This window comes from Streptomyces sp. NPDC060184, assembly GCF_042728795.1.
GTDB lineage: Bacteria > Actinomycetota > Actinomycetes > Streptomycetales > Streptomycetaceae > Streptomyces.
Genome location: NZ_JBHWYX010000034.1, coordinates 1 through 23303, shown reverse-complemented (window position 1 = coordinate 23303; position 23303 = coordinate 1). Strand labels below are relative to the sequence as shown.

At 69.9% G+C, this 23303-nt stretch carries 19 protein-coding genes; 11 read left to right on the top strand and 8 right to left on the bottom strand.

The features are described from left to right. The first annotated feature begins 475 nt into the window (after positions 1–475). The 5 genes from ACFWEE_RS22235 to ACFWEE_RS22215 are packed head-to-tail and all read left to right on the top strand — an operon-like array spanning position 476 to position 6077. On the top strand, positions 476–1768 hold the full coding sequence (locus ACFWEE_RS22235) for a helix-turn-helix domain-containing protein (RefSeq protein WP_386891459.1): 1293 nt from the start codon (positions 476–478) through the stop codon (positions 1766–1768). 17 nt (positions 1769–1785) lie between these two features. Further along, positions 1786–2541: a toll/interleukin-1 receptor domain-containing protein gene (locus ACFWEE_RS22230; protein WP_386891457.1), complete on the top strand. Its 756-nt coding sequence runs from the start codon at positions 1786–1788 to the stop codon at positions 2539–2541. Further along, positions 2538–4505 carry a hypothetical protein gene (locus ACFWEE_RS22225; protein WP_386891456.1) on the top strand — a complete coding sequence of 656 codons (1968 nt, stop codon included), beginning with the start codon at positions 2538–2540 and terminating at the stop codon, positions 4503–4505. The genes ACFWEE_RS22230 and ACFWEE_RS22225 overlap by 4 nt, the downstream gene beginning before the upstream one ends. 23 nt (positions 4506–4528) lie before the next feature. Then, positions 4529–5596, top strand: a complete 1068-nt coding sequence (locus ACFWEE_RS22220) for a hypothetical protein (protein ID WP_386891454.1) — start codon at positions 4529–4531, stop codon at positions 5594–5596. 19 nt (positions 5597–5615) lie between these two features. Continuing rightward, entirely contained in the window at positions 5616–6077 is a 462-nt protein-coding gene (locus ACFWEE_RS22215; RefSeq protein ID WP_386891452.1) for a hypothetical protein, read from the top strand. Between the two features lie 113 nt (positions 6078–6190). On the opposite strand, the gene ACFWEE_RS22210 is transcribed toward ACFWEE_RS22215, so the two are convergent. Further along, positions 6191–6931, bottom strand: coding sequence for an esterase/lipase family protein (locus ACFWEE_RS22210; RefSeq protein WP_386891450.1), 741 nt, complete (start codon positions 6929–6931; stop codon positions 6191–6193). 276 nt (positions 6932–7207) lie between these two features. On the opposite strand from ACFWEE_RS22210, the gene ACFWEE_RS22205 reads away from it, so the two are divergent. Both ACFWEE_RS22205 and ACFWEE_RS22200 read left to right on the top strand, forming a co-directional pair. After that, positions 7208–7654, top strand: coding sequence for a MarR family winged helix-turn-helix transcriptional regulator (locus tag ACFWEE_RS22205; protein ID WP_386891448.1), 447 nt, complete (start codon positions 7208–7210; stop codon positions 7652–7654). Continuing rightward, the gene (locus tag ACFWEE_RS22200) at positions 7647–9131 is read left to right on the top strand and encodes an MFS transporter (protein ID WP_386891447.1); all 1485 of its coding nucleotides are present in this window, start codon (positions 7647–7649) and stop codon (positions 9129–9131) included. Before ACFWEE_RS22205 ends, ACFWEE_RS22200 begins: the two co-directional genes overlap by 8 nt. 100 nt (positions 9132–9231) lie before the next feature. On the opposite strand, the gene ACFWEE_RS22195 is transcribed toward ACFWEE_RS22200, so the two are convergent. After that, entirely contained in the window at positions 9232–10239 is a 1008-nt protein-coding gene (locus ACFWEE_RS22195) for a LuxR family transcriptional regulator (RefSeq protein WP_386891445.1), read from the bottom strand. 480 nt (positions 10240–10719) lie between these two features. On the opposite strand from ACFWEE_RS22195, the gene ACFWEE_RS22190 reads away from it, so the two are divergent. After that, positions 10720–13509 carry a M4 family metallopeptidase gene (locus ACFWEE_RS22190; protein WP_386891443.1) on the top strand — a complete coding sequence of 930 codons (2790 nt, stop codon included), beginning with the start codon at positions 10720–10722 and terminating at the stop codon, positions 13507–13509. 102 nt (positions 13510–13611) lie between these two features. On the opposite strand, the gene ACFWEE_RS22185 is transcribed toward ACFWEE_RS22190, so the two are convergent. Together ACFWEE_RS22185 and ACFWEE_RS22180 are read right to left on the bottom strand one after the other, a co-directional pair. Continuing rightward, complete coding sequence (locus ACFWEE_RS22185; protein WP_386891442.1) at positions 13612–14676, bottom strand: DUF917 family protein; 1065 nt, start codon at positions 14674–14676, stop codon at positions 13612–13614. A 56-nt stretch (positions 14677–14732) separates the two neighbouring features. Beyond that, the gene (locus ACFWEE_RS22180; protein WP_386891441.1) at positions 14733–16400 is read right to left on the bottom strand and encodes an OPT/YSL family transporter; all 1668 of its coding nucleotides are present in this window, start codon (positions 16398–16400) and stop codon (positions 14733–14735) included. Between the two features lie 252 nt (positions 16401–16652). On the opposite strand from ACFWEE_RS22180, the gene ACFWEE_RS22175 reads away from it, so the two are divergent. Further along, positions 16653–17435: an IclR family transcriptional regulator gene (locus tag ACFWEE_RS22175; RefSeq protein ID WP_386891439.1), complete on the top strand. Its 783-nt coding sequence runs from the start codon at positions 16653–16655 to the stop codon at positions 17433–17435. A gap of 503 nt (positions 17436–17938) precedes the next feature. After that, positions 17939–18565, top strand: coding sequence for a class I SAM-dependent methyltransferase (locus ACFWEE_RS22170; RefSeq protein WP_386891437.1), 627 nt, complete (start codon positions 17939–17941; stop codon positions 18563–18565). Between the two features lie 22 nt (positions 18566–18587). Here ACFWEE_RS22170 and ACFWEE_RS22165 read toward each other — a convergent pair whose 3' ends face one another. Continuing rightward, complete coding sequence (locus ACFWEE_RS22165) at positions 18588–19274, bottom strand: ScbR family autoregulator-binding transcription factor (protein WP_386891435.1); 687 nt, start codon at positions 19272–19274, stop codon at positions 18588–18590. Between the two features lie 571 nt (positions 19275–19845). Between ACFWEE_RS22165 and ACFWEE_RS22160 the strand changes: the two genes are divergently transcribed. Next, positions 19846–20532, top strand: a complete 687-nt coding sequence (locus ACFWEE_RS22160) for an HAD family hydrolase (protein ID WP_386891433.1) — start codon at positions 19846–19848, stop codon at positions 20530–20532. Positions 20533–20667: 135 nt separating this feature from the next. Here the strand turns inward: ACFWEE_RS22160 and dhaL are convergent, their stop codons facing one another. The 3 genes from dhaL to ACFWEE_RS22145 form a co-directional block, all read right to left on the bottom strand. Further along, positions 20668–21342: a dihydroxyacetone kinase subunit DhaL gene (gene dhaL / locus ACFWEE_RS22155; RefSeq protein ID WP_386891432.1), complete on the bottom strand. Its 675-nt coding sequence runs from the start codon at positions 21340–21342 to the stop codon at positions 20668–20670. A 68-nt stretch (positions 21343–21410) separates the two neighbouring features. Further along, on the bottom strand, positions 21411–22409 hold the full coding sequence (locus ACFWEE_RS22150) for a dihydroxyacetone kinase subunit DhaK (RefSeq protein ID WP_386891430.1): 999 nt from the start codon (positions 22407–22409) through the stop codon (positions 21411–21413). A 173-nt stretch (positions 22410–22582) separates the two neighbouring features. Then, a complete protein-coding gene (locus ACFWEE_RS22145) occupies positions 22583–23230 on the bottom strand; it encodes an endonuclease (protein ID WP_386891429.1) in 648 nt (215 codons plus the stop codon). Between the last annotated feature and the right edge of the window lie 73 nt (positions 23231–23303).

Here is a 23303-nt window from a genome sequence, read left to right as displayed (position 1 = left end):
CTCTTCACCACAACGGAGCGCCGTGAACACGGGGCGTCCGCGGGGAGTCCGTCGACGGGCGATGAGCCGACTCCTTATTGTCAGGGACCCGACAGTCTGACGGGTGGTGTCACGAGGGTGGCCGGAAAGTGGCGGTAACGGGTCGTTGGCCCTTGTGAACTATATGAACGCGTGTCGATTTCGGGCTCATGAACGCGCACCCTTCGCGCAGCGAACGCATCCGTGCGCCCCGTCCGGAACCAGATGCTTTGTAGTCGTCTTTCGGGCAGCGAGTCCGAAAGAGGGCCGCCCGGTGTCATTCGGTGCATGTTCGGATCCCGTTGGCCCTGATCCTTTTTGCGGGATCGGGCCTTAGCGGACCTCGTCGAAGGAGTAGGAAACGGGAAACAGTATCGATCGCCTTGTCCATCCAGCAGGTGCTGGCGCAGAGTTTCGTGCGGGCCTTCGCCTGGATGGACGGCTAGGGAGGTTTCTCATGACCCTGGTGTCCACCGCGTTCGGTGAGGAACTGAGGAGGCGTCGCTTGGACGCTGGACTCAGTCTCACGGCACTGTCCGCAGCTGTGCACTACAGCAAAGCGCAGCTGAGCAAGGTCGAGCGGGGAATCAAGGTGCCCAGTCGCGATCTCGTTCGTCTGTGTGATGCCGCGCTCCGGGCCGATGGGGCGTTGATTGCCTGCGGGGCGACAAGTACCGGACAACAGCCGGGCGGTCCGGTGCCGGCTGCGAGTGAAGAGGAGGAATGGATGATGCAACTGTCACCGGATGGCCCGAGCTGGTTTCAGCCTGTCGGACGGCGGCAGATCGTGAGCGCCGGCGCTGCCTCGCTGCTGAGCGTGCGGATGGGGGGAGAGAGCCCCGTCGGTCCCACCGCGGGGGCAGGGATGCTGGAAGCCTCCCGTTCTCTGTTCACCCAGTACCGGCGGATGGGGCAGACCGTCGAGCCAGGCTTTCTTCTGCCCGGTCTGATTGCGCAGACGCACACTCTGCGGGCGCTTTCCGCGCACACCGACAAGGACACACGTCAGGAACTGCTGGCGCTGGGCTCGCGGTATGCGGAATACGTCGGCTGGCTGGTGCAGGAGTCGGGCGACGACAGAGCGGCACTGTGGTGGACGCAGCGTGCGGTCGATCTCGCCGAGGCCAGTGGCGACCGGGATCTGGGTGGCTACGCACTGGTTCGCAGGGCTCTGGTCACGCTCTACCAGGACGACGCGGAACAGACGGTAGCCCTGGCCCAGAAGGCGCAGAACGGTGCGCTGCCCCCTCGGATCCGTGGTCTGGCCGCACAGCGTGAGGCGCAGGGACACGCGCTCGCGGGTGATCGGGACGCGTGTCTGCGCGCTCTGGACCGTGCGCGTGGGTTCTTTGCGCGCCAGGAAGACAGCCCCGGCACGCTCGTCATCGGCAGCATGCACCTGCCGGACTCGGTGGGCATGATCACCGGCTGGTGCCTGGTCGACCTCGGGCGGCCGGGCGAGGCTGTCGAGGAGTTGGACCGTCAGCTCGCTCAGGTGTCCGACGAGGCGCTACGGACGAGGGTGCGGTACGGCGTGCGCCGTGCGCTCGCCTGCGCGGCGGACGGGCAGATCGACCGGGCCTGTGCGCTGACGGAACCGCTGCTCGACGCGGTGGAGGCGGTGCGATCGGCGACTGTGACGATCGATCTGCGGCGTCTCACTCGTGTCCTGGCCCGCTATCCGGATCATCCGCTCGTGCGCCGGCTGGGTCCGCGGCTGGGCACGTTGTCACGCATTCGAATCTCCTGAGAGAAGAGGAACCCCTCATGACCGACGTATTCATCAACTACCGCACCGGGGACGGCGAGAGGACTGCCGCACTGATCGACCAGGAACTCTCGCGTCGATTCGGCAGGGATCGAATCTTCCGAGCCTCGAAGTCCGTCTTACCCGGGCAGGCGTACCCCAACGCCCTTCTGGCCGGTCTGCGCGGCAGCGCCGTGGTGCTGGCTGTGATCGGACCGGACTGGACGAACTTCCAGGCCCGGCTGCGTGACCCGGAGGACTGGGTGCGCAGGGAGATCCTGGAGGCGTTCTCGCGCGAAATCCCCATCGTTCCCGTACTGGACGGCCGGAAGACGGATCGGCTGAACAGAGCTGATCTGCCGGACGATCTGGCACAGCTCGCCGATCTCCAGTCCATTCCCTTCGGGACGCACGATACCGAAACAGGTCTGAAGCGCCTCGGTGACGTCGTCGTCGACATGGTCCCGGGACTGCGCGACCTGGACCGGGACGCGGTCTCGCCGGTTGCACCGAACTCCGTGGCCAACTCCGTCGGAGACGTGAGCGGCACAGCCGTCCAGAGCCGCGACTTCACGGGTGACGTCGGCGGCACCGTCATCAAGGGCGCTCTCGGCCCGGTTCACACGGGCGGCGGCGACATCTACCAGAACTCCTCCCATGTATCGGGCGGCAGACACTTCTCCGGTGACGGAATGACGTACTTCGAGGGCAGCAACCACGGTGGCGTCCAGCACCGGTTCGGTGAATCGGGCAGGCGCGAGGACGACAACCGGTGAGTGTTCACAGCAGTACCCGGGTCGACAACGCGCAGGGCCCGATGCACTCCGGCAGCGGTGACATCCATTTCCACGCGGCTCCCGACCCCCGGGAGGCCGACGGGCCGTCGTTTCGGCGCATCGCCGACGACCAGCTCGCCTGGCTGAGGCGGGTCCTGGTTGCGCCGGGCGGCATGGGGAAGGCCCGCTCCCGGCTCGCCGACACCGGTACCGTCATTCTGGACGGCGCCCCGGGGAGCGGCCGGACCTCCGTGGCCCGTGTGCTTCTGCGGGAATATCATCAGGACGCCGGAGTCCTGCACGAACTTCTGCCCGGCGAAGACGACGAACTCTGCCTGCGGGACCCGGATCTGGTCGGAGCCGGTGACCGGCTTCTGCTGGACCTGTCCGCAGCCGATACCGTCCGATGGGCGGCGGCTCAGGCCGATCTTCCGGCTCTCCGCAAAGCCGTGCACGAACAGAATGCGCACCTCGTCGTCGTGATGCTGCACGGAGGCGCTCTGGACGCCGATCTCCAGCATTACCGGGTGGAGATCGGTCGCCCACCAGGCAGCAGGGTCCTGCGTCGACACCTGCGCACGCACCGTGTGCCTTACGAGCAGTACAGGCGTTCCGATCCCACCCTCACCGGTCTCCTGGAACAGGGGACGATGAGGGAGATCGCCGACTTCGCCGACTTGGTGCGACGAGCCCGTGAGACCGCCCACCCCGACGACGAATACACGCAATGGTGCGCCACGGCCCGGAAAGCGCAATCGGACCGGCGCAAGGACGTCATCGCACTCTTCGCCCGATTGCGAGAAGGCCCTCAGAGGGCGCTCTTGATCAGCGTTTCGATGCTGCACGGCGCTCACGCCGACGTCATCCACCGCGCGACCCGGCTGTTGCTGAGTACCGCGGGTTCCCCTCTCGACAACCTTCCGCCTCTCCAGCACAAGGACCTTGCCGAGCGCTTGGCGGAGGTCTCCGCCGTGGCCGGCCCGGAAGGCCACGTCCGGTTCACCGAACTCAACTACGACACCGCGGTCCGCGCCCATGTCTGGGACCATTTGCCCGACCTGCGGCAGTATGTGGATACCTGGACCGCGCTCACGGTGGACGCAGGTGACCCCCGCCTCTCGAAGGAGCTCCGCGACAGGCTGGTGGCGCGACTGGCGTGGGAGTACCTGCGGACCGGCCACCGGGCCGGACTCGCGTCCCTCGCGGAGAGCTGGAGCTCCAAGGGCGCCAGCCGGGCCAGACAGGAGGCCGCCGTCCAGGCGCTCACCTGCGGACTGGTGGCTCCCGGACACGGACGGGCCTTTCGCGAGAAGGTCTATCAGTGGTGTGTCCAGAAGCAGCCCGACGAGGAGTTCACCAGAGTCCTCATTCGGGTCTGTGCCGATGTCATCGCGGTCAGTCACCCCGATCAGGCCATGCTGCGGCTGTACTACCTGGCACGCCGTGAGCAGGGAACCAGCCCTGCCCGCGAAGCACTGTGCGACCTTGTGGCGACCAGCCACCGGCTGCGGAGGAGACTGCTCGACCGACTCGCACGTCAGGGGCACACACCGGCCGAGCTTGGCATATTCCTGCGCGTCTGCGACCCGGAACCGCTGATCGATCCGGACGGCCACACCCGCGCGCTGGTGGACGAGCCCGGAATTCAGGACTCCCTGACCACGTGCTGGAACGCCGTGCTGAACGAACTCCCCCGCGAGACCTGGCAGCCGTTCGTGGCGGACTGGATCCATCACGCGACCCATTGCGAGCGCCGAGGCGACATCCTGCTCGACCTTCTGGTGGCGGCGGCCGGCAGGTGCGACGGAAGCGGCGCCACCTTCGCCTCGCTGTACGCGAGTGCACGCGATGCCGAGCGCACCTGTCCTGCCGGGCCCTCGCGTGCCGCAGAGACCTCCGACCGGCTCCTCCAGAAGATCAGCGTTGCCCAGGGCATCGGCCCACTCACCTCACCGTCACCGTAAGAAACAGTCAGGGAGCACACGCAGTGACGACCGGATGCAAGACCACCACCATCTTTGTCACCATTCTTTCCGGGCTGTTCGTGACCATCTTCGGAGTCACGCAGCAATGGCCCGCTTGGGCTTGGCCGGTTCTCGCGACGTCGGTCGTCCTGAGCCCGGCAGTAGTCTTCGGAGCAGCCCGGCGACGCAGGGGCCACACGCCGGTCCACTTCGAGGAACAGCTCACGGCAGCCCCCATCGAACGCCAGGAACAGCAAGTCAGACATGTTTCCCTGCCGAGCCTCTGGGCCGACTACGACTTTCTGATCTCCGCGACCGTCCGATGGCACCTCCTCGACACTTCCGACCGCCACCCCGTGCTCAACCCCGGCGGCCTCGCGGTCGAAGCCGTACTCTCCCGCGCTCGCGCCGTCACCGAACAACGGGAGCCCACACGCGCTTCCTTCGTCCAGCATGAACTGAACGGCTGTCTCGGCCACATGCTCCCGGACGGCAGCGGCCACCTCCGAGCGATGGCCGAGAACGTGACGCTCACCCTCCACCAGCACGATCAGGAGCGTCTGGACAGCCTCGCCGGTGTCCGCAAAGACAGGGCGGTTTGGGAGCACCAGCGCACGTACGAGCAGAGCAAGCGCAAGTATCTGGGTGAGGACGTGCTCAAGGACACCGGCAGCGCCGTGGTGTGGTGGCTCGCCAAGAACGACGACCACGTGGAGAAGACGGTCGCAGATCTCGGTCTTCTCGCACAACTCACCTCCGCTGCCAACGACACCGCTGTCCCCGAACTGCTGCGTGACCTCATTCCGGAGCAGCGCGAAGAGCGTGATGTGCTCGGTGAGCATGACCTCCGAGAAGAAGCGCCCACCGTCGCGGAACACTTCGCAGAGGCCCTGGACGCCATGGACTTCCCGCCGGGAGACGTTCGGCGGAGCATGCTGGCCGAGCAACTGGCGAAGATCATTCGAACCCAGGAGCAGCACGAAGCGGCAGACGACCTCCTCCGCCGCTTTGCCCCACCTACTACGTTCGCCCCGAACCGCACGGCTCCGCCAGGACAGACCGGCGGAGAGACAGATCTGGACCGGTTCTGACCGAACGTAAGGAAATTCGATGGACACCGAACTCGCCACTCTCGCGGCGTCCGGGGCGACCACGCTGGTCTCGCTCATGGTCACCGACTCGTGGGCACGGGTGCGTGAACTCTTTGTGGGGCTTCTCTCGCCCACGGCACCCGCCGTGGGCGCCGACCTGGACGGTACCCGTGACAGGGTGCTCGCTGCCGACGCGGATACCAGCGCGCGGACGAGGCGGGAGGCCACCGCAGAGTGGCACGAACACCTGCACCACCTCCTGCGGACCGGTTCCGTGACCCGCGAAGACCTGCGCGCCGTACTGGCCTTGCTGCGGCAGCTCGACGTCTCCGCTCCCCGCCCTGATGTCGTGCACAACGACATCAGTGGTGGAGTCCAGCACGGGCCGGTGATCCAGGCCGGCCGTGTGTCGGGACTCACCCTCCACACTTGGGGCCAGGCTCCTGCCGTCGGACCCTCCGATTCTGCGTCCCCGCGGTGAGACGGGCGGGAGTCGTCTGAGGGGCTGAGCCGGACCGATCGCGCTCGGCTCCCCGGCGACAAGATGCCGGGGAGCCGAGCGCGATCGACGTGGAGCGGGCGGCCCGCCGCTCGTCAGGAGGCGACGAACCTGGCGATCTGGCCGAGCACGACCGTGTCCGTCAGGTACCCGATGTGGGTCTGGCAGGCCACGTTGTTGTTGGTCGCGCCGTCCAGCTTGGTGCTGGTGTACGGGAGGATGACGCCGTCGCACGCCGAGTACCAGGTGGCGTACTTGGTGGTGCCGGGGGTCTCGTCGCCCGAGGTGATCTGCGAGATGAACGAGGAACCCGGGTACATCTGCTGGCAGGTCGTGTAGATCAGGCAGGCGCCCGCGTACGTGGTCCCGTGGTTCGCGCCCGCGATCGAGGCGAGGTGGCTGACGCTGGTGTTGCCGCCCAGCACCTTCAGGTAGTACTGGCTGACCAGGCCGCCCATCGAGTGGTTGACGATGGCGACCTTGCTCGCGCCGGTCTGCGCCTTCACGTTGTCGACGAAGGTGGCCAGGCCCTGCGCGTTGGTGATGTTGTTGCCGTACGAGTTGTACTCGTAGGCGAACAGGTTCGAGCTCGACCAGCCGTTGAGCTGGAAGACGCTCTTGGCGGTCACCCAGTTGGAAGCGCTGCCGGTGTACCCGTGGACGAAGACCACCGGGGTGCTGGTCGACAGCGCCTGGGCGGAGGCCGACCGGCTCGCGGAGGCGGCCGGGGCGGTAGCGGCGTCGGCCGCACCGGCGGTCGACGCCGAGGAGAACAGGGTGATCGCGGCGGCGGCTGCCGCGAGGACGCCGAGAAGACGGCGCGGCGAACGAGGCATGAAATGCTCCTGACAAGAATGCGGGTGGCTCGGTGTCTGGCCCGACCAGAGTCTCGGAGCGGGAGCCGACCGCCATCGGTGAAATCGCCAGCGTTCGCGGGGGCCGGTGGGCCGGCGGGCGGGTGGCCGGGGTGTGTCGACAAAGTGCCGTCCGCGTCGGTGGGACGCGCCGTCGGTGTGCGCCTCGCCGTGTCCCAGCGGTAGCGGTGGGTGATGCCGTGGCGGATCGTACAGGCAAAACTGTACAGTCCAAACTGTAGAAGCTACCGTGGAAACATGAGCGAGAACCCGTACCCGTCATCGTCGGCGCTCCAGGCTTCGCACGAGATCCGCGCGGTCATCAGCCGGCTGCGGCGTCGCATCCTGAACGCCTCCGCCGTCGAGGACCTCACCCTCGGACAGTCGTCGGTCCTGGCCCGGCTGGCCGGGGAGGAAGGCGTCACCGCGACCTGGCTCGCCGCCGCGGAAGGGGTGCGCCACCAGTCGATGACGGCCATGGTCGCGGCGCTCGCCGCACGCGGACTCGTGGTGCGGCGCCCCGATCCGGCGGACGGCCGGCGCCTGCTGATCGCGCTGACCCCCGAGGGCAGGCGCCGGGTCGAGGAAGGCCGGCAGGTCCGTACGGAGTGGCTGGCCGAACGGTTGCAGGACAGGTGCACGGAAGAGGAACGGCAGGCCGTGATCGCCGCCCTGGCCGTACTGGAGCGGTTGACCCATGACTGACGCGAAGACGGAATCCATAGCCGGGACGGACAAGCCGGTGTTCGACCGGCGGCTGCTGCCGCCGATGATGCTCGGCTCCGTCCTGAACCCGATCAACTCGACGATCATCTCCGTCGCGCTCGTTCCCATCGCCAAGGCCCTGGGCGCCCCGGCCTCGCAGACGGCGTGGCTCGTTTCCGCCCTCTACCTGGCCACCGCACTCGGGCAGCCCGTCGTGGGCCGGCTCATCGACATCTTCGGGCCGCGCAGGCTCTTCCTCGTCAGCACGAGCCTCGTCGGCGTCGCCGGCGTCGTCGGCACCCTGGCGCCTAACCTCGGGGTACTGATCGCCTCCCGGGTCCTGCTCGGGTTCGGCACCTGCGCCGGATACCCCGCCGCCATGGCGCTGCTGCGCAGCGAGGGCAAGCGCACCGGGCAGGACAACCCCGGCGGGGTACTGACCGCCCTCGCCGTCGCCAACCAGACCGTCGCGGTCGTCGGACCGCTGCTCGGCGGACTGCTCATCGGTGTGGGCGGCTGGCGCGCGACCTTCGCGCTGAACATCCCGCTGGCCGTCGCCGCCGTACTCCTGGGGCTCTGGCGCCTGCCCAAGGCGGCCGTCACGGACAGGGCGACCGTCACGGACAGGACGGCCGCCTCCCCGGACGATCCGGCCGCCACCGGCGAGCCCCCGCAGCGGGGGAGCATCGCCGCCCGGATCGACCTGCCCGGCATGGGACTGTTCGCCGCGACGCTCACCTCGCTGCTGCTCTTCCTGATGAACCTGCACCTGCGCAACTGGTACCTGCTGCTGATCGTCGCCGCCGCCGGAGCCGCCTTCGCCGTGCGCGAGCTGCGTACCGCCACCCCCTTCATCGACCTGCGGGTCCTCGGCGGCAACACGCCGCTGCTGACCACCTACGGGCGCGCGCTCGTCGCGTACGTCGTCGCGTACGCCTTCCTCTACGGCTTCAGCCAGTGGACCGAGGAGGGCTACGGGCTGTCGCCCTTCCACGCCGGGCTGGTGCAGATCCCCATGTTCCTGATGGCGATCGGCGTCTCCGTGGTCACCGGGCGACGCAAGAGCGTGCGCGGCAAACTGCTCGTCGGCGCGGCCGGGCAGATCGTCGCCTGCCTGGTGATCCTCACCCTCTCCGGAACCAGCCCGTTGTGGCTGCTGCTCCTGGTCGCCCTGATCTTCGGCGTCCCGCAGGGGCTGAACAACCTGGCCCTGCAGAACTCCGTCTACTTCCAGGCCGATCCCGAGCGCACCGCCTCCTCGGCCGGCCTGCTGCGCACCTTCGCCTACATCGGCTCGATGGTCGCCTCCTCCGCGACCGCCGCGTCCTTCGGTGACCACGCCGACACCGGCGGCATGCACCAGCTCGCCTGGGTGATGCTCGCCGCCGGAGTCCTCTATCTCCTGCTGACCGTCTTCGACCGCACCCTCGGACGTGCCGCGGCGGCAGTCACGGACGCCACCCGGGCCGGGAAGTAGCCCCGGCGCGCCGCGGCCCCCGGCGAGCGGACGCTCCCTTCCGCTCGCCGGGGGCCTGCTGCGGAGGTCTTCACGGGGGCCACCGCGGCCCCTGCGCGGATCACGAGCTCAGACGGCCCCTGCGCGCCGCTTGGATGCCCGCCTGGAAACGGGTCTCCGCGCTCAGACCCGCCATCAGCCGGCTGATCCTGCGACGGATCGTGTGCACATGCAGGTCCAGGCGTCTGGCGATGGCCTCGTCCTTCAGCCCGGCGGCCAGCATGGTCAGCAGCTCCGCGTCCTCGTCGGTGACCACGTCCGTTTTGCCGACACCGATCGGCAGCGCGCGCTCCCAGATCTCCTCGAACAGCGGCACCAGAGCATTGCTCAGCAGCGAGTCACTGGCCACCACGGCCGCCTGGGCGGGGTCGGCGACGTCGTTCGGGGGGAGCAGGGTGACCTGGCGGTCCACGGTGATGAGCTTCGTCGGCAGATCCGTCGCCACACGTATCTCCACCCCCTGCTCCGCCAGTTGGCCCAGCCCGCGAGCGCGTCCGGGAAATTCCAGGCCCCCGCGGTCCACCACCGCACGCACCCGTACGCCTCGTCGGACGAGATCGGCGACCGCCAGCGGGGCCGGCACGCCGTCCGGTGCGCTCGTGGCGTAGGGCGGCCGGTCGAGCAGGCTGACCTCGGCCCGTGCGGACGCGAGAAGGGCGGTCACCCTTTCGGATATGGCCGCTTGACCGCGCACCGTCTCGATGCCCGGTCCCCGGGACGGCGCCGCCCGGCCCAGCACCTCGGCGGCCAGGCGGTCGACCGAAGCGGTGAGCACCTCCAGTTCCGAGGAGGCGTCGAGGAGTTGTGCACGGCGCAGATGAATCTGGTTGCGGATGGCGGTGGCGGGGTTGACCGCTGTGGGCAGCGAGCCGCCGGCAGGACTGGAGCGGAGGAAACCGTGGAGCTTCAACTGGGCCAGAGACATGTCGAGTCGACGCAACGTCAGGTCGAGGGTCCGAGCGAGCTCCACCCGGCCCTCGGGCTGCGTGCTTCCCAGCAGCGCCTCGTAGACGGCGAGTTCATCGTCTCCCAGGCCGAGGGACCGCCACAGGTCACGTGTCTTCTCCATGCCTCGACAACTCCTGACTTGTCCGGCCGCGTACGATCGGGCCGCGTACCGCTCGTGCCGTCGGGCGTGGGCCGACGGCTCCGCCGCGTGGACCGGCACCGTAGGGCCGGCCCGCCAGGAGAGCCCGGCACGACGATCCGGGCCGACACACGTCCTGGTCGCTCCCCGGGAAGGGCGACGGACTCCGGACGCTAGAGCGTTGCCGTTACTCGGGCATTACACGCCAACGTGGCTTCACGGAAAGCCGGTTGGGTGTGCGTCAGTTCGTCGGGCAGCTCCGGCCACACATGTGGGCACGCACACAAGTGTGTACAGGGAACGCATTGTTCATCCTCCGTGCCGGTACTTCCATGGCCGCACCGGAAAGCGGTTCACACACTCGTGCCACTGGAGGGAAACACCGTGCGGAGCTCAGTACACAGGAGAGCGGTCAAGCCGACGAGAACGCCCGGCGGCACAGGGGTCGGCCGGGGCACGGCGGTGCTTCTCGCCGCTGCCGGGCTGCTGGCGACCGGCATACCGGCCGCAGCCGCCGCCACCGCCGACGTCCCGGCCGCAGCGAGCGTGGTGAGCTCGGGCTCCGACACCGACACCCCCGCCCTGGTCGCCGGCCTGCACGAGGAGGTCCCGGCCACCGGCACCGCCGCCGACGCCGCGCGCACCCACCTCAAGGGGAAGCGGAGCCGCTACCACATCGCGGACACCTCCCCGAAGGACCTGTCGACCGTCAGCACCCAGAGCGAGGGCGGCCGGGAGACCGTACGTCTCCAGCAGAAGTACCAGGGCGTCCCGGTCCTGGGCGGTGAGTACGTCGTCCGCATGGAGAAGAAGGGCGGCAAGCGCGCCGTCACCGGCACCTCCGGCAAGTACTTCACCGGTCTGAAGCTCGGCACCGTCGCCCCCGAGGTCTCGGAGCAGACCGCGATCGACCGTGCCGTCGGCGCCGTCGTCTCGCAGCTGGGCCAGGCGCCGCTGAAGCGCCCCGCGGCGGGGGAGGCGTCCGTCAAGGCAGAACTGAGCGGCACCACCGACGGCCTGACGATCCTCCCGCAGGGCACCGGCGTGCTGACCCGGCACGTCACCGTCACCGGCGCCGGCCCGGTCGACGGGCAGCCCGTCAAGCAGGAGGTGTACGTCGACGCGCGCTCCGGCTTCCCGCTGCTGCAGTACAGCGGCATCAAGACGTTCGACGCCACGGGTACCGGCACCGCCGCCACGGGGGCGACCGGCGAGGCACCCGAGACGTCCACGGCCGCGGCCGACGAGCTCGTCGTCAAGGGCTCCGCCGTCCGTTACGACGGCGAGAAGACCGAGGTGAACCTGTACAAGGACATCACGGGTACCTACCAGATGATCGACTACAGCAAGCGGGCCGCCGACTCCCCGTACGTGGGCCCCATGCTGGCGACCTACGACGCCCGCGGCCGTGAGGTCGCCTCCGCCTCCGGCACGTGGCCCACGGGCATCAAGACGTTCCGGTCGACGACCCCGGAGCTCGGCGAGGACTTCACCGACGCCGGTGCGGTGGACGCCCACTGGGCGGCAGGCAAGGTCTACGACTACTACAAGAACCACTTCGGCCGGGACAGCCTCGACGGCAAGGACGGCTACATCTACTCCCTGGTCGGCGTCGTGGCGAACGGCCAGCCGTACAACAACGCCTTCTGGGACGGCACCAAGATGGTGTACGGCCAGGGCGGCGGCGACTACCGCACCTTCTCCGCGGACACCGATGTCGTCGGCCACGAGATGACCCACGGCGTCGTCGAGAACACCGCGAACCTCGTCTACGCGGGCCAGTCCGGCGCCATGAACGAGGCCCTCGCCGACTACTTCGGCAACGCCATCGACCTGGAGGCGAACGACATCTCCATGGACGACCCGGACGCGGGGCTGCTCGGCGAGAACCTCTGCACCACGCTCGGCCCCCGCGAGTGCGCCCTGCGCGACCTCGACGACGGCGCCACCACGTCGAAGGACTTCGTCGGCGTCACCTACCGCGGTGACAACGGCGGCGTGCACCTCAACTCCACGATCTTCTCCGGCGCCCTGTGGGACATGCGCCAGGACCTCGGCGGCGACCTCGCCGACAAGATCGTCTACCGTGCCCTGTCCGCGTACATGACGCCGCTCGACGGCTTCACCGAGGGCCGCGCCGCGGTGGTCGCCGCCGCACAGGAACTGGGTGCCACCAAGGCCCAGCTGAAGATCGTCAAGCGGTCCTTCGACGCGCACGGCATCGTGCCGGGCTGGGAGAAGGCGCTCGGCGTCGACACCGACACGATCCTGTCCAAGGTCAACGTCTACAACACCGGAGTCGGCGCGGGCGGCGGCAAGTACGTCGTCTCCCGCTCCGACGAGGACGGCAGTGAGCCGTACTCGGTGTGGCTGGGCAACACCTCCGGCCAGGGCGCGCCGCAGCTGATGAGCGCCAACAACGGGGACTACAACGTCTACGCGGACACCGACGGCAAGACGGTGGTCTGGGCCGACTACAGCAGCACGGGCATCAAGATCATGGCGCGGCCGGTCAAGGGCGGCGTCGCGAAGGTGGTCGACGCCATCGGCAGTGACGTCTCCGGGCTCGTGGTGGACGGCGACCACGTCGCCTACACCGCGTTCAACCCGCAGTACGGCGTCACCAACGTCCGGTACGTCGACATGAGGACCGGTGCGACCGCCCTGGTCGACGGCGGCCGTCCCTACAACGTCTCGGGTCTGCCCTCCGTCAAGAACGGCAAGATCGCCTACGCCAGGCTGGCCCCGGGTGCGAACGGCGACTACACGCTCGGCGTCGAGGTCCTCGACACGGCGACCGGTGCCAAGACGGAGATGCCCGTCGTCGACAGCGCCAACACGGTGAGCATCGGCCAGACGGCGATCACCGACGACGGCGTCTACTGGATCGAGGACGACGACGCCACGGACACCGGCCGGGCAGCCGTCCGCCGCGCGGACCTCAACGGCTCCGACCCCGTCACCGTCACCCCTGAGGACGGCGACGATTCCCTGTACGCGTACACGCTGACCGCCTCGGACGACGCGGTCACCGTCACCTCGCTGCCGCCGGCCAAGTCGTGGGCGAACGACACGCTGCCGAAGCTCTACCAGACGGCACCCGACGGCAAGGGCGGCGTGCAGCGCGTCTCCTGCAACCGCGGCGACCAGGTCTACGCGACCGCCGACGAGGGGCAGCGGGTCCTGTGGCTGGACGGCACCACCGGCTACACGAACCTCGTGAAGCGGGACCGTCCGGCGGGATCCTGCTGATCCGCACCACCTGAGACCGCACGACGGCCGGACCCGAGGGGGCCGGCCGTCGTGTACCTGCCGGGGGAGCCGCGCAGGAGAGATCCTGTGCGGCTGCTCGGCTCAGGCGTCGGCGAGGACCCGCGCCTTCGGCGCGAACGCGACGCCGAGCAAGGACTCCACCGGTGCGTACACGTCGGGCATGTACATCGTCGTGGAGAGGAGCAGGTTCGCGGCAGGAGCCACCAGAACGCTGACCTGCTCGCCGACCGCGACGTCGGCGGAGGCGAGCGGCTGCCCCGCCTCGTCGAACGTCGTGATCAGGTCGGGGAAGGAGGCCCGGCGGCCTCCGGCCAGGTCGAGCGCCATGTACTCGTTGACGAAGTGCAGCGTGGTGCCGTCGGCGTCGTCGAGGACGGCGACCCCGACGTCCAGGCCCTCCCGCTGCTCGCAGCGGTACTCGCGCACACGGCCCGTCGCGACGATCTCGCCGCCGAGGTGCTGTGCGGCGCCGACCGGGCCGTCCGCCAGGAACCGGTGCCCGAGCTCGATGGCGAAGCCGATGGCGCCGGGGGCGCCGTTCTTCACCGCGTAGCCGATGGCGACCGGGTTGCGCGCGACGCCCACCCAGCCGCCGGCCTCGACGGAGGCCCGCCGGACCACGTTCGAGGTGGCCTCCAGATGTCCGGAGACCGCGCCCTCGACATAGGCGTACGGCCTTCCGCCCGCGTAGCCCTGGCTGGAGCGGTAGTCGTCCAGCAGGTGCATGCCCATCGCGCCCATCACGCTCGACGGGTGGGCACGGCCGTTGCAGGCCAGGTCGATGACGGGCAGGCCGGTCATCGCCGAGTGGAACCAGCCGTTGATCGTGGTTTCGGCGCCGTTCTCGTTGGTGTGGATCGCGACGAGCTCGCCCGGCAGGTCGCGGCGGAGAAGCTCCAGCGCGCGCAGCAGGTGGGTCGGCAGCACCTGCGGGTCGGGGGCGGCGGGGGCGCCGACGAGGGCGACGGTCGCGGTCAGGTCCTCGGGCTGGAACTCGTCGGCGGACCACAGCTCGGGCGTGCCCACCTGGAGGGCCAGTTCGGCGGTGCGCAGGCCCCGCTCGACGAACCCGCCGCCGCCTCCGCCCAGTACGGCACCGCCGTACACCGCCGCGCGGATGTCGTCGTGGGTCAGCTGTCGCTTCACGGGGTCTCCCAGGGTGGTTCTGTGCGGTACGCAGGAAAGGACGAGCGGGTGTCCGGTTACGTGGTGGCCTTGAACAGGCCGTTGCCGAACGAGTAGAGGGCGTCACCGGCGATGGCTCCGCCGGCGAAGACGTCGAGGTCCTCCTTGGCCTTCGGACCGAGTACGCGCGGGGCGAGGATCCGGACCGCGATGCCCGCGGCGACCATCCAGCCGGCCATCGGCGTGGTGATCAAAAGGCCCGTCGCGAGCAGAATGCCGAGCTGGCGCTTGGAACCGCCGACGAGCTGTACGAGCGCGCCGGGGATCGCCCACAGGGCGAGGTGCCGGGCGGTCTCCACCGACGGGCCCGCCTTGATCGCCGCGACGTACGCGGCGTCGATCGGGGCGGTCTGTCCGTTGTCGAAGAACATCCGGTAGGAGACGACGACGACCACGATGGCGACGCCGAAGCCGATCATCGCGGCGATCAGCTGCTGGCGGCGGCCCTCCAGCTCGAAGGCCGGGTCGGCGTTCTCCCCGCGCAGCAGGTGGCCCGCCTTGAGGTCGTACCCCATGTCGGCGAAGGCCGGACCGGTCGCGGCGGTGAAGCCGGACAGAACGACGAGCGCCTCGGGCGGGAAGCCGATGAGGATGCCCAGCAGCAGCGTGATCAGGGCGATCGCGAAGGCGGGGAACCAGCCGGAGTGCATGGAGGCGATTCCGACGAGCAGTTCGTGCAGGAACGCCGCGACCGTGGCGTAGAAGAGGAAGCCGATCAGCATGCCCGGGCTCATGTGCGTGGCGGCACCGGTGCCGAACGCCAGCAGGACGGAGATCACCAGGTAGGCGCCGAAGCCCAGGCGCATCGAGCGGCCCAGACGCTTCGCGCCGTCCGCGGTGTCCTGCGGAGCGTCGGCCGCGCGGGCGGTCCGGGACTCGCCCGCCGCGCTTTGCCGGGTCTTGACGATGGTGCGGCAGACCTGGACCAGGGCGACCAGACCGGCGCCGATCATCATCCCGTGCGGCAGGTACATCGCGTTGAGGTCGAGGCCGAACAGCGGGTCGGCGTACTGGGTGAACAGCAGTCCGACACCGAAGGCGGCCATGGCGCCGAACCCGCCGATGAGCGCCACGCCGAAGGCCGACATCGGCAGCGCGAACGCGGCACCGGCCATGCCGGTGAGCAGCCCGAGGCCGAGCACCTTGGCGCGACGGCCGCCCTCGTCACCCGCCTTGATGGCCTCGGCGGCAGCGAGCCCGGGCGGCCAGGGGTTCTTGGCGGGGAAGGCGGGGGTGTCGTACATGCGGTAGAGCAGCCAGGCGTCGACCAGCATCGCGGCGGAGACCCCGATCAGCATCGGGACGATCATGTCGTCCATCCCGAAGAGGAACGGGATCCCGATCGGCAGGAAGAGGCTGTTCGCGGCGCCGAAGGTGGCCGAGGAAATGCTGGTCTGTGCCAGGTTCTGGGCGTGCACCGAGCGGAAACCCCGGAACCACACGAGTGGCACCCGGGCGAGCGTCATCGCGGCCAGTGCCCCGATCAGCGAGGTGCTGGGGGTGACGCCGAGCGTGGCGAGCAGCTGCACGCCCACGACGGCGCCGAACACGCTGAGCACCACGGTGAGGATCAGATTGCCGGGCGCCAGGGCGCGGGGGTGGCGTCGTCCCTCGCCGGCGCTGTGCGCATCACCCGGGGTGTGCGAGGTGTCCGTGACGGCCTGGGGAGCGGCGTCGGTACTCATGGTTCTCCCGTGCTCCTGATCGGGCGGCGGACTGTTTCGACCACCGAAAGGTTCCATAATCTAGAACCAGGTCTTAATATATAGATATCTGGATCATCCATACGGCGCACCCGGCCGTCAAGGGAGCGGCCGGATGTCTCGGCATGCGGGCAGTCCTCATGCCGTGGACGAGGGGCGGTCACGCATGAGGTCCGGCGCCCCTTACGATCGGACGACACGACTCGGGGTGAGCTCGGGGGAGGGGAAAAACCGGTGAGCACACTCGCCAACGCGCGCGACGTCCTGCGCCTGATGGCGCGCCTGCAGCGCGACCTGACCGTGACGGATGTCGCAGGGGCGCTGGACCTGCCCAAGAGCTCGGTGTCGCGGACGCTGAGCATGATGGCCGAGTACGGCTTCCTCGACCGTGATCCGATGAGCCGCGCCTACCGCCCCGGTGAACTCGTCATGGAGGCCTCGTACCACTTCCGTGTCTCACGCAGCACGGCCTCCCTCCTGGAGGAGGAGCTGGCCAGGCTGGTCACCGACATCGGATACACCGGATACGTCGACGTCCTCGACGGCGCCGAGTCGCTCGTACTCCACATGCGGATCGGAACGGTCGGCGCCCTCCAGGCGTACACGCCTGCGGGTACCAGGGCACCCGCCTACGCCAGCTCCATGGGGCGCGCTCTGCTCTCGCGCCTCGACGACGCGCAGGTGCTGCGGCTCGTGGACCCCCGTCTCGAACAGAGCACGGGCACGGCCCCCCGCACCCCGGGTGAGCTGGTCTCCTGCCTGGCCCGGGTGCGCGCCGACGGCTGGGAGTCCTCACGCGGCGAGTACGTGCCCAACGTCGCCGGGATCTCTGCCGCCGTCCTCGACGGCGACACGGGCCAGGTCTTCGGCATAGGGATCGCGCTGCCCGCCCCCGAACTGCGCGACGAGAACGAGGCGCGCTTCGGCCGGGCCGTACGGGACGCCGCCCTGCGGGTCGGCAAGCGCATCGGCGACCCGTACTGGCTGCGCTACGCGGAGAGCGGTGCCGCCCGCTGAGGCGGGCGCGCCGTTCGGCTCGGCAGCGGTCCGGGGGCCTTGCCCGCCACCGCACCCGGTGTGCGGACCGGCACGGTGACTCCGGCCCCGCGGAGCGCCCGGTGGTGACGGCGCGTCGCCGGCGGCAGATGCTCCTCGACGGCGCCGGACAGGTCCGGGCGAGGCGCCTGACCGACGGTCAGAAACGTCAAGGTACGCACGATGCCTCCTTTCTGTGGGAGTTCCGGATAATGGACATGAGTTCCGGAAAGCGTCAGCCGCGCACGACTGTGTGCGGTAGAGCTGATCGTCGTCGGTGTGCGGCAGACGCGATAGGGAGGGGACCGTTTCCCCGCCGGTCGCCGCGAGGGGCCCGTTCGCGCCGGGCGTCAGGTCGGCCGGATCCGGGACGCGTCCCCTCGTCGGGCGTCGGACGTCCGCGGCGCTCGTCGGGGACTTGAGAGAATGCACGATGACGCCGTCCGCGATCCGCTGGACGGGCTGACCGGAAGGCACACCCGGACATGACTGGGCAACAAGACCGCTGGGCGGAACTGACCGGCGGACAGGCCGGGGAGGAGTACGCCCGGCGGTTCGCACGACTCGCCGCATCGGGCCACGACGTCCACGGCGAGGCCGCCTTCTGTGACGCGCTGCTGAAGCCCGCGGCCCGCGTGCTCGACGCGGGCTGCGGCACCGGCCGGATCGCGGTCCGGCTCGCCGAGCTGGGCCATCACTGCACCGGTGTGGATGTCGATCCCTCGATGCTCGCCGTCGCCCGCCGCGACGCCCCTGCGCAGGAGTGGCTCCTCGGCGACCTGGCCCGTCTGGACACCCTCGGGCTGACTCCTGGCTTCGACCTGGTGCTCGCCGCCGGAAACGTCATCCCCCTGCTGGCCCCGGGAACCGAACAGGCCGTCGTCCGGCAGTTGGCCGCCGCGCTGCGCCCCGGCGGCCTGCTGGTGACGGGGATGGGGCTGGACGCGGCGCACCTGCCACTGCCGGAACCGCCGGTGACCCTGGAGGAGTTCGACCACTGGTGTGCCGAGGCCGGCCTGGTCCTGCGGCGGCGTTCTGCCACGTGGAGCGGCGACGCCTATGTCCCGGGCTGCGGATACGCCGTCAGCGTGCACTCCCTCCCCGCCGTGTGAGGCCGCCGTTCGGGTGACCGGGTCACGGGGCGGTCTCCGAGGGTTCCCGTCGGCGCGATCTCGCGGGCATCCGGACGCCGCTCACGGCGAGGCGCGAGCGCACCCGGGCGAGCAGGGCGGCCGGATCGGGCCGGGCCTGCAACGCGCCCAGGACCAGCAGCCACCACTGGTTCAGCCGGGCTCCCAGCTCCCGCTCGCCCGCCACCTCGTCCGTCAGGGTGTAGAGCCCGAAGAAGGAGCACACGAGGGTGGTGGCCGTGCCCGACGGGTCGATTCCCCCGGCGAGTTCGCCTCTCGCCCGCGCCTCGGCGAGCAGCCGCGTCACTGCGGCGGTCCAGCCGGCGAACGGTGCGGGCACGGCCGCGTCGATGCTGCGGCGCTCGTTCCACAGGCGGGCGCCGGCGCGGGCTATGACGTCCTCGCGCAGGGTGTGGGCGACATCGAAGCTGAGGGCGACCAGCTTCTCCAGCGGAGGGATGCCCGGAGCGGTGTACCGGGCGTGCAGCTGTGGCCAGCTGGCGAACTGCGCGCGGACGACCGCGAGCGCCAGCTTCTCCTTGCTGGAGTAGTGGAAGTAGATCGCTCCGCTGGTCCGGCCGGAACGGTCACCGACCTCGTTGATGCTGGTTCCCGCGTATCCCTGTTCGACAAAGAGGTGTGCTGCGGATTCCAGGAGCACTTTCCTGGTTGCTTGCGCTCGGTCTTGCACGGGTGTTCCGTTCTCGTTCGTCTGTCTGATTATGTACGGTGCAGAGCTGCGCCGGGCCCCGGTGTCGGAGGATTCGACGCGCGGAGATTTTATTATTCTTCGACTGTGCCTGCGCGTGGGCGGCATTGATGAATTCGTAAACCGGTTCGCAGCCGGGGCGGTGGACGTGGTCCCGCGACCCACTCCGTCCGCGCGCTTCAGGATCGCTCAACTCGGCTGCTGCAAAGAGCGGTTGGCGTTCGAATCGCCGCCCCGCGGATGGCTCGGCGCGGTGTGCTTCCGGGGGCTCGCACCGTCTCTGGTCGGCTGTCAAACACTCGAAGTAGTGATTGCGTGACGCGCGGCCCGAAAATTAACGTAGTCCCTACGATGTTTTTGGGATCACCTCGGAAGGGCGGAAATCCGTCCGCCGTGGTGCGCCCGGGAGGCGAATTCATTCGCCTCCGCGTGTGTTCACCGAGATCGTTGCGCCATCGCGATCTCAGCAGTCGAGTGCGCCTTTCCCGCAGCCTTGTGTCACTGCGCCCGCCGAGCGGGCGGGGTCGGCGCGCTCTTTGAGAACGGCAGAGAAATGACAGCTCATCGCATTTTCTCCTGGTCCCCGTCGGCCATCGTCTTCGATTGCGACGGAACCCTCATGGACACCGAAAGCCACTGGCAGGACGCCCGTCAGCGGGTCTTCAGCGAGTTCGGCCTCCGCCCCCCGGCCGGTTTCGCCGAACGAGCCAAGGGCGTCCACTACACCGAGTGCGGCGCCCTCATGGCCGAGGAGTGCGGAAAACCCGACTTCGTCGACGACATGACGGACAGCCTGCTCAGACACTTCACGGCACTGGTCGCCGACGACCCGGTCACCATGCCGGGTGCGACCGCGCTCGTACGGCTGGCCGCCCGGCACCTGCCGCTGGCGGTGGCGAGCAACTGCCCCCTGGACATGGTGGAGTCGAGCCTCGACCGGGCCGGCCTGCTCGACCACTTCGACCATGTGGTCGTCGCGGGCGACGGCGTACGGCCCAAACCGTATCCGGACGTCTACACGGTCGCCGCCGGACTCTGCGGGGTCCCCCCGCAGGAGGCTCTCGCCGTGGAGGACTCCGTCACCGGCATCGTCTCCGCCCGGAAGGCGGGCCTCCGGGTCCTCGGCACCGGACCGTTCCCCGACGGGCCGGGTGCGGAGCACGCCGACTCCTGGGTCGCCAACCTCGCCGATCCGGACCTGGTGACCTGGGCGCAGACACGCATCGCCGGGGAGGACTGACACCCTCCCGGGACGGACGGACGGACGGACGGACGAGCGGGCCGAGCGGGCGGGCGGAGGGCCCGTCCGCCCCGGGCCCACCGCGCGGGTGCCGCCCCGGCAGAACGGGGCGGCACCTACGCCTCAAGGCCTTCCTCACCCGGTGATGCGCAGGTGGGGCCCCAGTGAGCGTATGGTGTCGGCCGCCGAGGCGAAGAGCAGGGCGACGCCCACGGCTCCCGGATCGGGTATGCCGGACGCGCGTTCGCCGACGTAGCTGGCGCGGCCCATCCGCGCCCGGAGCGCGGCCGTGTCCCGCACGCCCTGCCAGGCGGCCTCGGCGGCGAGGGCGAGCGCACGGTCCGGCGGGGTGCCTTCCGGGGCGGCCCGCAGCGCTTCGGCGGCCGGCGTCAGCGCGTCCACCAGCGTCTTGTCACCGGGCTTCGCGTCACCCACCCGGCGTATCGCGGCGAGGCCGTTCTCCGTTCCCGCGGCGAGACCGGCCGTGGTGAGGGCGGGGCCCCCCGCCGCGACGGCCGCGCCGAGCGCCTGGAACAGCAGTCCGAACAGCGGACCGCTGGTGCCTCCGATCTCGTCCAGGAAGGCGTTGGCCGTGCTCCCCAGGGGAGCCGAGGGATCGCCCTCCTCGGCCTTGCCGCCCTCGCTCCGCAGGCGCTGCGCGGCGCGCACCCCGGCGCTGAGGTTCACGCCGAAGTCGCCGTCGCCGACCTGCTGGTCGAGTGTGGTCAGCTCGGTCTCGGTGGCATGGGCCGAAGCCGCGAACCGGTCCATCCAGCCGCTCGTGAAGGTGCTGTCGAAAGCTGTCGCCATGGCGTTCTCCTCACAGTTCCACGCGCCCCGGTCGCAGGTCGCCGGTCACCGATCAGCCCGGTCACCGCTCACCAGTTCAGGGCCGCGGTCCGTACCGGTGCGTCGTAGTAGCCCAGCGTCCGGGTATCGGCCACCAGCAGAGTGAGGGAGAACCCCCGCATGTCCAGGGCCGTGACGTAGTCGCCGACGAGGTGGCGGGCGAGGCGGACGCCCCGTTCGTCCAGCACCCGGCCCAGCTCGCCGAAGATGCCGTACAACTCCAGTGGAGTGACCGCGCCCAGACCGTTGACCAGCGCCACGACCGGTTCCTCCGGGCCCGGGCGGAGCGCGGCCAGCAGGGTGTCGGTCATCTCCGTCACCAGCGCGGAGACCGGGCCCTCCTTCCTGGTGCGGTCGGCGCGCTCGCCGTGGATGCCGACGCCGTACTCCAGCTCTCCGGCGGCCAGCTCGAACGCCGGGCGGCCGGTGGTGGGCGCGGTGTGCGCGGTGGACGCGACGGACAGCGTCCGGCAGCGGCCGGCCAGCGCCGCCCCGAGCGCGGCCAGTTCGTCCAGGCCGAGGCCCGTGTCGGCGGCGCCGCCGAGAATCTTCTCCACCAGGACCGTGCCGCCCGTGCCCCGGCGTCCGGCGGCGATGTCCTCGGAGTCGGACGCGAGGTCGTCGTCGACGAGGACGCGTGCGCAGGGGACGTCCTTGTGGGCGAGGCGCTCCGCGGCGATGCCGAAGTTGATCCGGTCGCCGGTGTAGTTCTTCACGATGTGCAGGACGCCCTCCTCGCGGGCGACCGCCAGCGAGGCCTGGTAGACCTGCCGGTTGTGGGGCGACGCGAACACCCGCCCCGGGCAGGCGGCGTCCAGCATGCCCGCTCCCACGAACCCGGCGTGCATCGGTTCGTGTCCCGACCCCCCGCCGGAGAGCAGTCCGACCCGGCGGGACGGTGCGGTGTGGCGGGCGGCGAGGTAGCCGTTCTCCACGTCGTGGACGACGAGATCCGCATGGGCCCGGGCGAAGCCGGCCAGCGCGTTCGGAACCAGGTCGTCAGTGCTGTTCTCGAAGTACGCGGCCATACGTGGCGCCCTTTCGTCCCGGGGCCGTACGCGGCCGGGTGAGACGACCTCCAGACAGGTCACTTCATGCTGAAGGGAGGTGCCCGATGTGGCAACTCGCAGAGACGAACTCAGCCCATTACGTGACGGCGCACAGCAGCACGACCGATCATTCCCGTGCGCCGTGCGCCGGATCACGCCCCGGCGGACAGCCCGATCGACTCGGCGGCGTGCTTGTCCAGTGCCGCGCGTACCAGCGCCGCGGCGAGTTCCGCCGGTGAGGTGCTGCGGGCGAGGCGCAGCAGAGCGTCGGCGGAGGCGGGCAGGCCCAGGCGCTCCGCGCCCCGCAACGCCTTGGCGTCGACGTACGGACGGGTCTCCGGCCAGACGGCCTGCACTTCGCGTACGAAGATGTCGGCCCCGGCCGGGCCCATCCCGGGCAGGCGCCGCAGTCCGGCGCGCAGCGCCTCCGTGTCGCCGTCCGCCTCCCGGCGCAGTCGCCGCAGGTCACCGGCGTACCCGTCGAGGAGCAGCAGGGCACCCTCGCCGAGCTGCGTCGCGGTCCGCTCGTCGTACCGCCGGTAGCCGCCCTCGCCCAGCGCGTCGACGCGTTGCTGCCAGGTGGCGTCCGCCATCCGGCGGGGGGTGCGCAAGCCGTCCGCGAACAGCGCCTTCGCCGCCGCCACCGCGACGGAGGCCCGGATGCGCGCGCTGAGCAGCAGGCTCAGGACCAGGAGCTGGTACAGCGGCTGAGGGGTGTCCCGCAGGCGGATGCCGGCCTCGTCGGTGTACGTCCGCCCGTACGTGTCGAGGAGGAGGCCCAGGGTTTTCCGATCGCCCATGGGTCCACGGTCCTCCTCTCCGTACGGGCACGCACGCGCGGGCACGGAGTTCCGGTGGCCGGAACTCCGTGCC

What these genes read in the sequence shown, in the direction of transcription:
- ACFWEE_RS22210 (WP_386891450.1), bottom strand. Translation starts at nt 6,931, where the DNA reads ATGCCTCGTTCGCCGCGCCGTCTTCTCGGCGTCCTCGCGGCAGCCGCC.
- ACFWEE_RS22160 (WP_386891433.1), top strand. Translation starts at nt 19,846, where the DNA reads ATGACAGCTCATCGCATTTTCTCCTGGTCCCCGTCGGCCATCGTCTTC.
- ACFWEE_RS22195 (WP_386891445.1), bottom strand. Translation starts at nt 10,239, where the DNA reads ATGGAGAAGACACGTGACCTGTGGCGGTCCCTCGGCCTGGGAGACGAT.
- ACFWEE_RS22205 (WP_386891448.1), top strand. Translation starts at nt 7,208, where the DNA reads ATGAGCGAGAACCCGTACCCGTCATCGTCGGCGCTCCAGGCTTCGCAC.
- dhaL (WP_386891432.1), bottom strand. Translation starts at nt 21,342, where the DNA reads ATGGCGACAGCTTTCGACAGCACCTTCACGAGCGGCTGGATGGACCGG.
- ACFWEE_RS22230 (WP_386891457.1), top strand. Translation starts at nt 1,786, where the DNA reads ATGACCGACGTATTCATCAACTACCGCACCGGGGACGGCGAGAGGACT.
- ACFWEE_RS22235 (WP_386891459.1), top strand. Translation starts at nt 476, where the DNA reads ATGACCCTGGTGTCCACCGCGTTCGGTGAGGAACTGAGGAGGCGTCGC.
- ACFWEE_RS22215 (WP_386891452.1), top strand. Translation starts at nt 5,616, where the DNA reads ATGGACACCGAACTCGCCACTCTCGCGGCGTCCGGGGCGACCACGCTG.
- ACFWEE_RS22180 (WP_386891441.1), bottom strand. Translation starts at nt 16,400, where the DNA reads ATGAGTACCGACGCCGCTCCCCAGGCCGTCACGGACACCTCGCACACC.
- ACFWEE_RS22200 (WP_386891447.1), top strand. Translation starts at nt 7,647, where the DNA reads ATGACTGACGCGAAGACGGAATCCATAGCCGGGACGGACAAGCCGGTG.
- ACFWEE_RS22145 (WP_386891429.1), bottom strand. Translation starts at nt 23,230, where the DNA reads ATGGGCGATCGGAAAACCCTGGGCCTCCTCCTCGACACGTACGGGCGG.
- ACFWEE_RS22170 (WP_386891437.1), top strand. Translation starts at nt 17,939, where the DNA reads ATGACTGGGCAACAAGACCGCTGGGCGGAACTGACCGGCGGACAGGCC.
- ACFWEE_RS22150 (WP_386891430.1), bottom strand. Translation starts at nt 22,409, where the DNA reads ATGGCCGCGTACTTCGAGAACAGCACTGACGACCTGGTTCCGAACGCG.